This window comes from Thermomonas sp. (genome assembly GCF_025993755.1).
Lineage (GTDB): Bacteria > Pseudomonadota > Gammaproteobacteria > Xanthomonadales > Xanthomonadaceae > Thermomonas.
This window is the reverse complement of record NZ_JAMQHN010000122.1, coordinates 13,430-26,550: the sequence shown is the minus strand read 5'-3', so window position 1 is coordinate 26,550 and position 13,121 is coordinate 13,430. Positions and strand designations below refer to the sequence as shown.

Genomic DNA, 13,121 nt, shown 5'->3' with positions numbered 1-13,121 from the left:
GGTCAACCCCACAGGAGCATCACCCATGTCCAGCGTCACCTTCCACGGCAATCCGGTCCAGGTCGGCGGCAGCCTGCCGCAGGTCGGCCAGCAGGCGCCCGCGTTCCAGCTGGTTGCGGGCGACCTGAGCGAAAAGGGCCTGCAGGATTTCGCCGGCAAGCGCAAGGTCCTCAACATCTTCCCGAGCATCGACACCGGCGTGTGCGCGGCCTCGGTCCGGCACTTCAACCAGGATGCCGCCAACCTGAAGAACGCCGCGGTGCTGTGCATCTCCGCCGACCTGCCGTTTGCGCAGGGACGTTTCTGCGGCGCCGAGGGCATCCAGAACGTCACCATGTTGTCGATGATGCGCGGACGTCAATTCCTGAAGGACTATGGCGTGGCGATGGAAACCGGCCCGTTGGCCGGACTCGCGGCGCGCGCCGTGATCGTTCTCGACGAGAACAACAAGGTCCTGCACGCGCAGATGGTTCCCGAAGTCGCCCAGGAACCGGATTACGCGGCGGCGCTGGCGGCGCTGGGCTGAAGCCGGGGACTTTCGCCGCATTGGCGATCGTCGATCGGAAGCCGCGTGACCCGAAGAACGGAAACCGCCGGCGACGCACGCGACAAGGCCCGCAGCAATGCGGGCCTTGTTCGTCAAGAAGGATCGGAAATCACGTCCGGCCTTCGAGCCGGGCTCACTTCATGAAACTGACTTCGATCGAGTTGAAGAACGGCGCCTTGGGGGGCGTGAAGACGGTCTTGTCGCGCACGTAGCGTTGCAGGCAGATCGCCAGCGGTGAACCGCCCTGGCGCCAGGTTTGCTGGACCTTGCCGGTGGCGTCCAGCTGCATCACGACCGTGAACGGAGTGAAGTCGTCGCGCAGTTCGCTGCGCGCGCAGGCCGCGATTCCGGCATCCAGCAGGTCGCTCTGGCGTTGGGTCATGTCCTCGTGCGCCGGGCCGGTGACGCTGGCTTCGTCGGCGTCGGAACGCCGCTTGGCCTCGGCGTACTCCATCGTGGGTGCGGCGGCGGCGGACGCCGTCGACGCTTGCGCGTTTGCAGGTGCGGTTTGCGGGGCCGTCAGCAGCAGGGCGAGCAACAGGGATGCGGTCATGTACGGGGCTCCTGGGGTTGAGGCGTTGCCGGGTGATTCCGCGTTGCCGTGACTCTAGCGATTATCGCGAGCCGCCGCGCGGTCCTCGCGGGCCACTGCGCCCACCCGGGCGCGGCGCGCCTCCGGGCCGCGGACCGCCAGGGCGTTGCCCCCCGGGGCGAGCGCCTCCCGGACGCGGACCGCCAGGGCGCTGGCCGCTACCGGGCCGAGGGCCGCGCGGGTTGCCGGGACGGGTGTTATCGCCGTGCGCGTGATCGGAGGGGAAGTACGGGGCATTGCCGGGGTGGCCGTAGGGGCGTGGCGGACGCGCCGGGCGCGCATCGCCGGCGGCTGCGCCTTGAGCGCGGGGTTTGAAGTTCTTCGGACCGCGCCCGCCGGGATTGCGGTGACCGCTGGGGCCGGTATCGACGCCATCGGGCACGAACCAGGTGCGCATCGCGGCGGGGTTGCCGGAGTCGCGGCGTTCGCCCGGCTTCATGCGCTGCCCGGGCTGGCGCGGACCCTTGACCTTCAGCCGCTTGTTGGCCTGGTTGGCGGCCTGTTCGCCGCTGACGGTCAAGCCGCCGGACGGCTTGCGGCCACCACGGCGACCGCGGTCCTCGCGCACGTTGTCGAAGAGGCGCAGCTCGCGCCCCTCGTCGGCGGTGTTGTGCCCGCCGATGTAGCCGTGGCCGCGCGCATTGCCGGTGACGACGGTCTTGCCGGCCTTGCGCTGACCGAGCACCGGCATCAGGGTCAGCGCGGACGGCGTGCTGTCTTCCAGCCCGAGCGACTTGCGCAGGGCATCGACTTCGTCCTGCGGCAGCTCCTGCGAGTGGCCGCGCAGCAGCGGCTGCGGCAGCCGCACCTGGCCGTAGCGGATCCGCTTCAGGCGCGAGACCTGGCAGCCCTGCGATTCCCACAGCCGGCGCACCTCGCGGTTGCGGCCCTCCTTCAGCAGGACCCGGAACCAGTTGTGCCGGCTCTCTTCCGGCATGTGGGCGCCGCCGATGCGTTCGATTTCGTCGAACTTCGCCGGCCCGTCCTCGAGCGCCACGCCGCGGGCGAGGCGATCGACCAGCTTGTCGCTGACGTTCTCCTCGCCTTCCGGCGCGCGCACGCGGCAGACGTATTCGCGCTCGACCTCGTGGCTGGGATGCATCATCGCGTTGGCCAGTTCGCCGTCGGTGGTGAGCAGCAGCAGACCGGTGGTGTTGATGTCGAGGCGGCCGATCGCGATCCAGCGCGCGCCGCGCAGCGACGGCAGTGCATCGAAGATGGTCGGGCGCCCTTCGGGATCCTCGCGGGTGGTCACCTCGCCCTCGGGCTTGTTGTACATCAGCACCCGCGGTGGGTCGGTCAGCGCGCTGGCGACGAAGGTGCGGCCGTCGATCTCGATCTTGTCGCCGCCGCCGATGCTCATGCCGGTCTGCGCGGTCTCGCCGTTGACCTTGACCAGGCCGTCGGCGATGCGCTGCTCGAGCGCGCGGCGCGAGCCGAGGCCGGCCTGCGCCAGCACCTTGTGCAGGCGTTCGCTGATGTGCGTGGCGGCGGCGGTGGTTTCGCTGGCGGCGCGCTTGAGGCTCAGCGGGCGGCGCGGGGTATCAGTGCTCATCAATCTGCTCCGACGATGCGGCGTCCGCGTCGTCTCTTGGTTGTGGGAAGGGAGTGGGGTCGGAGTCGTCTTCCGAAGACGACGGATTCGATTCGCTGGTTTCGGGGGCGGAAGTCGGCTCTGATCCTGCTTCCACTGCGATGCCCGCGATCGGCAGCTGCGGTTCCAGTTCGCCGAAATCCTTGAGTTCGGACAGCGGCGGCAGTTGGTCCAGCCGTTTCAGGCCGAAGTAGTCGAGGAAGGCCTTGGTGGTGGCGAGAAGCTCGGGCTTGCCGGGGACGTCGCGATGGCCGACGACGCGGATCCAGTCGCGCTCTTCCAGCGCCCGGATGATGTTGCTGTTGGTCGCCACGCCGCGGATCTGCTCGATCTCGCCGCGGGTGATCGGCTGCCGGTAGGCGATCAGCGCCAGCACTTCCAGGGTGGCGCGGCTGTACTTGGTCTGGCGTTCTGTCCACAGCCGTGCGACCCAGGCGTGGACGTCGGCTTGCACCTGGAAGCGCCAGCCGGAGGCGACTTCCACCAGTTCGATGCCGCGCCCGGCGCAGCCTTCGGACAGCGCCTGCAGCGCGGCTTCCACGCTGCCTTCGGGCGCGGGTTCGTCGAGCGGGAACAGGCCGTGGAGCTGTACCGCGGTCAACGGCTGCGCGGCCGCAAGCAGGGCGGCCTCGACGATCCGGGTGACGAGTTGCTGGTCCATGGGCGCGGGCATGTCGTCCTGGGTGGGGGCAAGGGCGCGTGTGGTTTCGGAGGGCTGCATTGCAGGTCGGGTCGGGGCGCGAGGATGCAAGGGATGAAGGTCGAAGGGCTCAGGTCCCGGCGACCGCGTCGTCGTCGAATTCACTGGACAGCGTGTCCATCGCCGGCGCGGCTTCCCCCGCGGCGAGCGACTTCACGTAGATCGGCGCCAGCGCATGGGCGGGGCCATCGTCGGGTAGTTGTTCCTGGACGACGTCGATCAGTTGTTCCTTGGCCAGGGTCAGCAGGCCGAGGAAGGTCACCACGACGCCCAGCCGTCCTTCCTCGGCCGCGAACAGGGATTCGAAGCGGTGGAAGACGCCGTCGGACAGCCGTTCCAGCAACTCGCCCATGCGCTGGCGCACGCTCAGTGGATCGCGGCGGATGGCGTGCTGGGTATAGAGCTCCGCGCGCTGCAGCACCTCGTGCAGGGCCAGCAGCATTTCCCGGATGTCCACCTGCGGCGGCAGGCGCACCACCGCGCGATCCGGGACGAAGGCGGACACCGCCACCGTGTCGCGCTCCTGGCGGGGCAGGGTGTCGATATCCTCGGCCGCCTTGCGGTAGCGCTCGTATTCCTGCAGCCGGCGCACGAGGTCGGCGCGCGGGTCCTCCTCCAGCCCTTCCTCGCTGGGCGGGCGCGGCAACAGCATGCGCGACTTGATCTCGGCCAGGATCGCGGCCATCACCAGATACTCGGCGGCCAGCTCGAAACGCAGTTCGTGCATGGCCTGGATGTAATCGACGTACTGGCGGGTGATCTCGGCGACCGGGATGTCGAGGATGTCGAGATTCTGCCGGCGGATCAGGTACAGCAGCAGGTCGAGCGGCCCTTCGAAAGCCTCGAGGATGATTTCCAGCGCATCCGGAGGGATGTAGAGATCCTTCGGGATCTCCACCACCGGCTGGCCGAGCACCACCGCCAGCGGCATTTCCTGCTGCTGTGGAGGCGGATTGCCTGCGCTGATGGCGGCGGCCAGATTGCCGCTGCGGGTTTCAACTGTCATCGGTGGGCGGCCCCTCCGGGCCACGCTCGTCGAAATGGCCGCGGGCGGCCGGGGTGTCACGTTGCGCCTGTTGCAAGCCCGCCATGCCTGCGCGCGTGCGCCCGGATTGGGCGACATCGGGACGGGTGGCGGAACACGACCGGATCGACGGGCGCGGTGCGGCGTGGGGCGCCGGACGTCGCGCGGGCCGCAGGATCGGGCCGGAAACGAAGGGCTAGGTTAAGGCTTCGCGCCGGGACTGTCCACTGACTGACTGGCTGGCTGAACGTGGCCTGCGGCTGGAACTCGGGCACGCCTGCCTGCCAGAGCCGCATGGCGAGCACGTCCGGTTTGGAGCGAATAAGCGGCGTGGATCGGACACGCCCTAGAATCGCCACATCGAAAACATGGGGAGCGACATCCGATGTGGTACGCAATCGAAGGGTTCGACGGCGCCGACGTCCTCGCCAGCCGGCAGGCCGTCCGTCCGGCGCATCTGGCGCGGCTGATCGCGCTGCGTGACGAAGGTCGCCTGCTGCTGGCGGGTCCGTGTCCGGCGATCGATGCCGAGGATCCGGGACCGGCGGGGTTCACCGGCAGCATTGTCATTGCCCGGTTCCCGTCGCTGGACGAGGCGCGCGCCTGGGCCGACGCCGACCCCTATGTGGCCGCCGGTGTGTATGCGCGGGTCGAGGTGCGTCCATTCCGGCTGTCGCTGCCGTGACGGTGGCCGGGGAACACGGCTGGACCGAGGCCGACATTCCGCGCCTGAACCCGGCGCGGATCGCGCGCATGCGCGAACTGCTGGAGGCGGCGTTGTCGCCGCAGTCGCTCACGATTACCGACGACAGCCACAAGCACGCCGGCCACGCCGGCAGTCGCCACGGGCAGGGGCATTTCGGCGTTGATATCGTCAGCGCCGCGTTTGCCGGAAAATTCCCGGCGGCGCGCCACCGCCTCGTCTACGCCGCGTTGGGCGAGATGCTGCAAACCGACATCCATGCCTTGTCGATCCGTGCGCGAACGCCCGCCGAGGCCGCCTGAGCGCCGTTATACTGGGTGCATCGGTATTCGAGTTCCGAAGAGTTTCCTCTAGATATAACAATAATTTAGAGGGTCAATTTAAACCAATTAATCAAGTGGCGCGCCTCTGCGCCGCCGAGGTTCGCCGACGCGCATGCGCCTGTCCACCATCAAGCTGTCCGGCTTCAAGTCCTTCGTCGACCCGACCACGCTGCACCTGCCGACCAACATGACCGGCATCGTGGGGCCCAACGGCTGCGGCAAGTCCAACATCATCGACGCGATCCGCTGGGTGATGGGCGAGTCAGCCGCCAGCCGGCTGCGCGGCGATTCGCTCACCGACGTGATCTTCTCCGGCAGCAGCGCGCGCAAGCCGGTCTCGCAGGCCAGCGTCGAACTCATCTTCGACAATTCCGACCACACCATCACCGGCGAGTACGCCGCGTTCAACGAAATCTCGGTCAAGCGCACGGTCGGGCGCGACGGCCAGAGCAGCTACTCCCTCAACGGCGGCAAATGCCGGCGGCGCGACATCACCGACCTGTTCCTCGGCACCGGGCTGGGCCCGCGCAGCTATTCGATCATCGAGCAGGGGATGATCTCCCAGGTGATCGATGCGCGCCCGGAAGAACTGCGCGTCTATCTGGAGGAGGCGGCCGGCATCTCCAAGTACAAGGAGCGCCGGCGCGAGACCGAGAACCGCATCCGTCACACCCGCGAGAACCTCGACCGCCTGACCGACCTGCGCGACGAGGTGGACAAGCAGTTGCAGCACCTGTCGCGGCAGGCCCGGCAGGCCGAGCAGTACACCGCGCTGCAGGCCACGCGCAAGGAGAAGGACGCGCAGTGGCGGGCGTTGGAATACCGCGCGCTGGACGCCCAGCTGCAGGCGCTGCGCGCCGGACTGCTGCGCGATGAGACCCGGCTGGAGGAATTGATTTCGGGCCAGCGCCGCGCAGAGAGCGCGCTGGAATCCGGCCGGGTGCGGCGCGAAGCCGCCAGCGAAACGCTCAATCAGGCGCAGGCCGCCGTCTACGAAGCCAGCGGATCGCTGGCGCGGATCGAGCAGCAAATCGCCCACCAGCGCGAGCTGGCGACCCGCCTGCAGCGCGCCCGCGACGAGGCCGGCAGCGCGCTGGACGAACTGGGCGGGCAGATCGCCTCCGACAGCGCGCGGCTGGAGGCGCTACGCGCCGCGGTGGAGGAAGCCAGCCCGCGGCTTGAGGGACTGCAGGAAGACGACCGTGTTCGCCAGCAGGCACTGCGCGAGACCGAAACCCGGCTGGCCGACTGGCAGCAGCGGCGCGACGCGCACGCGCGCGAGCAGGCCGAATCGGCCAAGGCCGCGGATGTCGAGCGCACCCGGATCGAACACCTCGACCGCCAGATCCTCGATGCCGATCGCCGCGCCCGGCAGCTGGGCGAGGAGCGGGCCGGCCTCGATCTGGAAGCGTTGACTGCCGCCCTGAACGAACTGGCGGCCGGCTGCGAAACCGGCAAGACCGCGGTGCAGGAACTGACCGCGCGGGTCGATGCCGGCCGTGCGGCCAGCGCGCAGGTGCAGGAACGCCAGCGCGAGCTGCAGGGCGAGCAGGCCGAGCTGCGCAAGCGGATGCAGACGGCGCGCGGTCGGCTGGCGTCGCTGGAGACATTGCAGGCGGCCGCGCTCGGGCAGGAAGCCGGCGCCGGTGCGCGTTGGCTGCAGGCACACGGTCTGGGCTCCGCCGCGCGCGTGGGCGAGTGCCTGGAAGTCGATTCGGGCTGGGAAACCGCCGTGGAAACCGCGCTCGGGCAGTGGATCGAGGCGGCGCTGGTGGACGCGGCCGATGGCGTATTCGATAGCGCGTTGGTGGAATCGCTCGCCGAGCTGGGCGAGGGCCGGGTGGCCCTGGTGGCCGATGCCGCCGCATCCGGGCAGCAATATCCGGACACCTCGCTGGCGGCCCGCGTGCGCGGTCCGGACGTGATCCGTCGGCGCCTGGCCAGGGTGCATGCGGCCGACGACCTCGCGCAGGCGCGGACGCTGCTGCAAAGCCTGCCGGCGGGCGAAAGCGTCATCACCCGCGCCGGCGAATGCCTCGGCGCCGGCTGGGCGCAGGTGGCGCGTGCGGACGCCTCGCGGCAGGGGGTGCTGCTGCGCGAAAAGGACATCCATTCCCTGCGCGAGGCGATCGAGGCCGATGCCCGCCGCGAGACCGAACTCGACGCCGAATTGACGCGCCAGCGCGATGCGCTGCGCGAGGCCGAACAGCAGCGCGAGGACGCGCAGCGGCAGCTCTACCTCGCCCACCGGAACCTGTCGGAAACTTCCGGCCGGCTGCAGGGCGCGCAGGGACGGCTCGACGGCGCCCGCGCCCGGATCGAACGCATCGAGGCCGAGCAGGCCCAGATTGAAGCCGGCTTGCAGGATCAACGCACGGCAGTCGGGCAGGCACGCGAGCGGCTTGAGGAAGCGGTTGGCCGCATGGCCGAACTGGAGTCGGCGCGGATGGCGCTTGAGCAGGAGCGCGAAGGCGTGGCCGCCGAGCGGGAAGCCGCGCGCGAAGCCGCGCGCCAGTCGCGCGAGGCCGCCTATGCGCTCTCGCTGGCACTGGAAACCCAGCGCGCGCAGATGGGGGCGCTGGTGCAGGCCCTGCAGCGCATGGACGGCCAGCGCGGCCAGTTGGGCACGCGGCTGCAGGATCTGGCCAGCCAGCTTGCCGACGGCGGCGCCCAGGCCGGCACGCTGGAAGGCGAACGCCAATCCGCGCTGGACGCGCGGGTACAGGCCGACCAGGCGCTGGCGCAGGCCCGCGCCGGACTGGAGGAGATCGACGCCGAGTTGCGCGGTCAGGAACAGCAGCGTCAGCAATGCGACGCCCTCGCGCTGGAGCAGCGCGAAGCGATCGGCATTCGCCGGCTGGAACAGCAGGCGCTGGAGCTGAAGGCGGCGCAGTTCAGCGAGGCGATCGTCGCCGGCGGTTTCGTCATCGAGACATTGCTCGAACAACTGCCGGAAGAGGCTGACGCCACCCGCTGGGAGCAGGCGGTGCAGGAACTCGACGGCAAACTGCGGCGGCTGGAACCGGTCAATCTCGCGGCGATTGCCGAGCATGCCGAAGCGGCCAAGCGCAAGGAGTATCTGGACGCCCAGAATGCCGACCTGACCTCCGCACTGGAGACGCTGGAAGAGGCGATCCGCAAGATCGATCGCGAAACCCGCAGCCGCTTCAAGGACACCTTCGATCGCGTCAACGCCGGCATCCAGGAGCTCTATCCGCGCCTGTTCGGCGGCGGCCATGCCTATCTGGAGCTGACCGGCGAGGACCTGCTCGACACCGGCGTGACGATCATGGCGCGGCCGCCCGGCAAGCGCGTGTCCAACATCTCGCTGCTGTCCGGCGGCGAAAAGGCGATGACCGCGGTGGCGCTGGTGTTCTCGATCTTCCGGCTCAACCCGGCGCCGTTCTGCCTGCTCGACGAGGTCGATGCGCCGCTGGACGAAGCCAACGTCGGCCGTTTCACGACGATGGTCACGGAGATGAGCGAAGCGGTACAGTTCCTGTTCGTGACCCACAACAAGGCCACCATGGAAGCCGCCCACCAGCTTTCGGGCGTCACCATGCGCGAGCCGGGCGTCTCGCGACTGGTCTCCGTGGACCTGGCCGAAGCCGCACGTCTGGCCGGCGCCGTGTGAGGCGCGCTTCTTTATTCCTGCTGCCGAACACCAAGGAGACTTCGCGATGTCGGACCTGACCCTGCTGCGCATCGGCATCGCGGTGGCGATGGCGCTGCTGCTGGGCGCCATCATCTATTTCGGGCGCAGCCAGAAAGGCGCGCGCGACTTGCGCGGGCCGCGCGACGCGCAAGGCGGCGATGATCGGAAGGAACCGTCGCTGGGCGAACAACTGGCCGACAGCTGGGGCAAGGCGCCGGCGGCGCAGGGCGAACTGCCCCTGCCCGAGGCCCCGCGTGCGGAAGAACCGGGCAAGCGCCCGAACGAGGATTACGACAAGATCATCGCGCTCTACGTCGCCGCCAAGCCCGGCAACCTCCTGCACGGTCCCGACATCGTGGTCGCCGCGGAAAAGGCCGGACTGACCTATGGCTACATGGGCGTCTACCACCGCCTGGTCGACGGCCGGCCGGACGCCGGCCCGATCTTCAGCGTGGCCAACATCATCAAGCCCGGCAGTTTCGACATGGCCGCGATCGCCGATCTGCAAACCCCGGCGCTGGCGTTCTTCCTCACCCTGCCGGCACCGGTCGCGGCACTGGATGCCTGGGAAACCATGGAGCCGGCGGCGCAGCGCATGGCCGGCCTGCTCGATGGCGTGGTGCTCGACCAGGAGCGCAATGCGCTCGGTCGCCAGCGCATCCAGCACATCCGCGAGGAACTGCGAGGCTACGACCGCCAGCACGCCGTACCGCCGCTGGGCAAGCCGACGCGCTGGTGAGCCGCATGCTGCCGGGACACGCAGGTTGGCGATGAACGCAGGCATGCCGACGGCCCGAATCGCCGACCTCCGCCAGCGCCTGCGCGAGGCCAGCTACCGCTACCACGTGCTCGACGATCCGTCGATCCCGGATGCCGAGTACGACGCGCTGTTGCGCGAACTGGAAGCGCTGGAGGTCGCGCATCCCGAGCTTGCCGATCCGGACTCGCCGACCCGGCGGATTGGCGCCGCGCCATCCGGCAAGTTCGAGCCGGTGCAGCACGCGATCCCGATGCTTTCGCTGGGCAACGCCTTCAGCGCGGCCGAGGTCGAGGAGTTCGTCGCCCGCATCGTGAAGGAAACCGGCGTGGCGGAGCCGGAGTTCTCGACCGAACCCAAGTTCGACGGGCTGGCCATCAGCCTGCGCTACGAACGCGGTCGCTTCGTGCTCGGCGCCACCCGCGGCGACGGGGCGACCGGCGAGAACGTCACCGCCAACCTGCGCACGATCAAGGCGATCCCGCTGCGGCTGCGCGGCGACGCTCCGCCGGCGGTGCTGGAAGTGCGCGGCGAGGTCTACATGCCGCTGGCCGGCTTTTCGGCCTACAACGCTCATGCGCTGGCCCACGACCAGAAACCGCTGGCCAATCCGCGCAACGGCGCCGCCGGCTCGCTGCGGCAACTCGATCCCGCCGTCACCGCGCGGCGGCCGCTGGCGTTCTATGCCTATGCGCTGGGCGAGGTCAGCCTCGATGTCGCGCTGCCGCCGACCCATTCGCAGACCCTGCAGTGGCTGCGCACGCTGGGGTTTCCCGTCAGCGCGCTGGTCGGCACCGCGCGCGGCGCAGCCGGACTGCTGGACTACTTCGCCCGCATCGGCGAGCAGCGCGACCGGCTGCCGTTCGACATCGACGGCGTGGTCTACAAGCTTGACCGCTACGACCAGCAGCAGGCGATGGGCTTCGTCGCCCGCGCCCCGCGCTGGGCGATCGCGCACAAGTTCCCGGCGCAGGAAGCGGCGACCACGGTCGAATCGATCGAGGTCAGCATCGGCCGCACCGGCGCCGTCACGCCCTGGGTGCAGATGGCGCCGGTGCAGGTGGGCGGCGTGACGGTCAGCCGCGCCACCTTGCACAACGCCGACCAGGTGGCGCGGCTGGACGTGCGGCCGGGCGATACCGTCATCATCCGCCGTGCCGGCGACGTGATTCCCGAAGTGGTGCGCGTCAACCTGGAGCTGCGCCCGCACGATTCCCGCGGACATCCGTTGCATCCCGCCTGGAAGATGCCCAAGCGCTGCCCGGAATGCGATTCCGCGATCGAACACATCGACGGCGAGGTCGTCGCCCGCTGCAGCGGCGGGCTGGTCTGCCCGGCGCAGCGCAAGCAGGCGCTGATCCACTTCGCCTCGCGCCGCGCCATGGACATCGAAGGCCTGGGCGAGCGCTTCGTCGATGCGCTGGTCGAATACGGCCCTGTCCACGGCATCGCCGACCTCTATCGGCTGACGGTCGATGATTTCGTCGAGATGAAGAGGCGCGCCGACGAGGCCGCCGGCGAGCTTCCGGAAACCGTCAAGGCCGGGAAGATCGCCACCCGCTGGGCGGAAAATCTCGTTGCCGCGATCGCCGCCAGCCGGGACACGACGCTGGAGCGACTGCTGTTCGCGCTCGGCATCCGCGAGGTCGGCGAGGCCACCGCGAAAACGCTGGCACGCCACTTCGGCGCACTGCAGCCGTTGATGGAGGCCGACGAGGAGAACCTGCGGCAGGTGCCCGACGTCGGGCCGGTGGTGGCGGCGCGGATCGCGCATTTCTTCGCCGAGCCGCACAACCGCGAGGCGATTGCCGCGCTGCGCGAGGCCGGCGTGCATTGGCAGGAAGGCCAGCCGCAGCGCGCGCCGGCGGGTCCGCTGGCCGGCAAGTCGGTGGTCCTGACCGGAACGCTGAACGCCCTGACCCGCGACGAAGCGAAAACACGGCTGGAAGCGCTGGGCGCGAAGGTGGCCGGTAGCGTGTCGAAGAAAACGTCGCTGGTGATCGCCGGAGTCGACGCCGGCTCCAAGCTGGCCAGGGCGCAGGAGCTGGGCGTCGAACTCTGGGACGAGGCACGCCTGCTTGCCTTCCTCGCCGACCATGCCTGACTGGAGGCCTTCGGCAAGCATCGATGCGCTGCGCCTGCGCGCCCGCTTCAACCAGCTGGCGCGGGAATTCTTCCGCGCCCGCGATGTCCTGGAAGTGGAAACCCCGATCCTGTCCGCGGCCGGCAATACCGAGCCGAACATCGCCAGCTTCCACACCGACTTCAGCGGCCACGTCGATGCCGGCGCGCGCCGACGCTGGCTGCGCACCTCGCCCGAATATCCGCTCAAGCGCCTGCTGGCGGCAGGCGTGGGCGACTGCTACGAGCTGGGCCGGGTGTTCCGCAACGGCGAGGCCGGCGGTCGCCACAATCCCGAGTTCACGATGCTCGAGTGGTATCGCGTTGGCTGGGATCATTTGCGCCTGATCGAGGAAACCGCGGAACTCGTCAACGCCGCGTTGGCCTTGGTGGGCCGCAGCGCGGCGCTGCGGGCGACCACCTACCGCGATCTGTACCGCGATGCGCTTGGCCTCGACCCCTTCTCCGCGAGCGATGCCGAGCTTCGGGAGGCGCTGGGCGACATCGCCATCGATCCGCGAGGCCTGTCCCGCGACGACTGGCTGGACCTGCTGATGACCCACCGCATCCAGCCGGCGTTTCCGGCCGGGGCGATGACCGCGGTGCATGACTGGCCGGCCAGCCAGGCGGCACTGGCGGTCATTCGCAACGGCACGTCGCCGGTGGCCGAGCGCTTCGAGCTTTATCTCGGGCCGACCGAGTTGGCCAACGGCTACCACGAGCTGAACGACGCCGTGGAACAGCGCGCGCGCTTCGATCACGACCTGCGCCGCCGCAATGCGCGCGGCGATCCGCTGCTGCCGGTCGACGAGGCTTTCCTTGCCGGGCTGCCGAACCTCCCGGCGTGCGCCGGCGTGGCGCTGGGCGTGGATCGCTTGCTGATGGCGCTGCTGGAAACGCCACGGATTGCCGATGTGCTGGCCTTCGACTTTGCCAGGGCCTGAATGGCGGTGAGCGTGGATTTGCAATTCGGGCAGCGGGATGGCAAAACGGGAACCGTCCGTTGCGGTAATGATCGCGCAGTGTGTCGAGTGTCCGTTTTTCGGGTGCTTGGGCGTTTTCCGACAGTGATGTTCCGCAAAAAATTTTCGTCCATAGGCTTCAG

9 protein-coding genes and 2 pseudogenes are annotated in these 13,121 nt (G+C 69.2%); 7 read left to right on the top strand and 4 right to left on the bottom strand.

Annotated elements, in window-relative coordinates; all coding sequences use genetic code 11:
* Positions 1-25 precede the first annotated feature (25 nt).
* Complete coding sequence (gene tpx / locus Q0X16_RS08650) at positions 26-526, top strand: thiol peroxidase (RefSeq protein WP_297833218.1); 501 nt, start codon at positions 26-28, stop codon at positions 524-526.
* Between the two features lie 154 nt (positions 527-680).
* On the opposite strand, the gene Q0X16_RS08645 is transcribed toward tpx, so the two are convergent.
* The 4 genes and pseudogenes from Q0X16_RS08645 to Q0X16_RS08630 form a co-directional block, all read right to left on the bottom strand.
* Positions 681-1,100, bottom strand: coding sequence for a hypothetical protein (locus tag Q0X16_RS08645; protein ID WP_297833217.1), 420 nt, complete (start codon positions 1,098-1,100; stop codon positions 681-683).
* A gap of 61 nt (positions 1,101-1,161) precedes the next feature.
* A complete protein-coding gene (locus Q0X16_RS08640) occupies positions 1,162-2,694 on the bottom strand; it encodes a pseudouridine synthase (protein ID WP_297833216.1) in 1,533 nt (510 codons plus the stop codon).
* Between the two features lie 148 nt (positions 2,695-2,842).
* A pseudogene (gene scpB, locus Q0X16_RS08635) lies at positions 2,843-3,394 on the bottom strand (SMC-Scp complex subunit ScpB); the annotation flags it as partial.
* A 175-nt stretch (positions 3,395-3,569) separates the two neighbouring features.
* A pseudogene (locus tag Q0X16_RS08630) lies at positions 3,570-4,439 on the bottom strand (ScpA family protein); the annotation flags it as partial.
* A gap of 403 nt (positions 4,440-4,842) precedes the next feature.
* Between Q0X16_RS08630 and Q0X16_RS08625 the strand changes: the two are divergent.
* The 6 genes from Q0X16_RS08625 to epmA all read left to right on the top strand — a co-directional run bounded on the left by Q0X16_RS08625 (position 4,843) and on the right by epmA (position 12,960).
* On the top strand, positions 4,843-5,142 hold the full coding sequence (locus Q0X16_RS08625) for a YciI family protein (RefSeq protein WP_297833214.1): 300 nt from the start codon (positions 4,843-4,845) through the stop codon (positions 5,140-5,142).
* Between the two features lie 68 nt (positions 5,143-5,210).
* A complete protein-coding gene (locus Q0X16_RS08620) occupies positions 5,211-5,462 on the top strand; it encodes a BolA family protein (protein ID WP_297833259.1) in 252 nt (83 codons plus the stop codon).
* Between the two features lie 133 nt (positions 5,463-5,595).
* The gene (gene smc, locus Q0X16_RS08615; protein ID WP_297833213.1) at positions 5,596-9,117 is read left to right on the top strand and encodes a chromosome segregation protein SMC; all 3,522 of its coding nucleotides are present in this window, start codon (positions 5,596-5,598) and stop codon (positions 9,115-9,117) included.
* 46 nt (positions 9,118-9,163) lie between these two features.
* Positions 9,164-9,877: a cell division protein ZipA gene (zipA, locus tag Q0X16_RS08610; RefSeq protein ID WP_297833212.1), complete on the top strand. Its 714-nt coding sequence runs from the start codon at positions 9,164-9,166 to the stop codon at positions 9,875-9,877.
* 43 nt (positions 9,878-9,920) lie between these two features.
* The gene (gene ligA / locus Q0X16_RS08605) at positions 9,921-11,999 is read left to right on the top strand and encodes an NAD-dependent DNA ligase LigA (protein ID WP_297833211.1); all 2,079 of its coding nucleotides are present in this window, start codon (positions 9,921-9,923) and stop codon (positions 11,997-11,999) included.
* Entirely contained in the window at positions 11,992-12,960 is a 969-nt protein-coding gene (epmA, locus tag Q0X16_RS08600) for an EF-P lysine aminoacylase EpmA (RefSeq protein WP_297833210.1), read from the top strand. The genes ligA and epmA overlap by 8 nt, the downstream gene beginning before the upstream one ends.
* The last annotated feature ends 161 nt before the right edge of the window (positions 12,961-13,121 follow it).

Excerpts from the sequence above, each read along its gene's own strand:
- tpx (WP_297833218.1), top strand. The coding sequence starts at position 26 with ATGTCCAGCGTCACCTTCCACGGCAATCCGGTCCAGGTCGGCGGCAGC.
- Q0X16_RS08645 (WP_297833217.1), bottom strand. The coding sequence starts at position 1,100 with ATGACCGCATCCCTGTTGCTCGCCCTGCTGCTGACGGCCCCGCAAACC.
- Q0X16_RS08640 (WP_297833216.1), bottom strand. The coding sequence starts at position 2,694 with ATGAGCACTGATACCCCGCGCCGCCCGCTGAGCCTCAAGCGCGCCGCC.
- Q0X16_RS08625 (WP_297833214.1), top strand. The coding sequence starts at position 4,843 with ATGTGGTACGCAATCGAAGGGTTCGACGGCGCCGACGTCCTCGCCAGC.
- Q0X16_RS08620 (WP_297833259.1), top strand. The coding sequence starts at position 5,211 with ATGCGCGAACTGCTGGAGGCGGCGTTGTCGCCGCAGTCGCTCACGATT.
- smc (WP_297833213.1), top strand. The coding sequence starts at position 5,596 with ATGCGCCTGTCCACCATCAAGCTGTCCGGCTTCAAGTCCTTCGTCGAC.
- zipA (WP_297833212.1), top strand. The coding sequence starts at position 9,164 with ATGTCGGACCTGACCCTGCTGCGCATCGGCATCGCGGTGGCGATGGCG.
- ligA (WP_297833211.1), top strand. The coding sequence starts at position 9,921 with ATGCCGACGGCCCGAATCGCCGACCTCCGCCAGCGCCTGCGCGAGGCC.
- epmA (WP_297833210.1), top strand. The coding sequence starts at position 11,992 with ATGCCTGACTGGAGGCCTTCGGCAAGCATCGATGCGCTGCGCCTGCGC.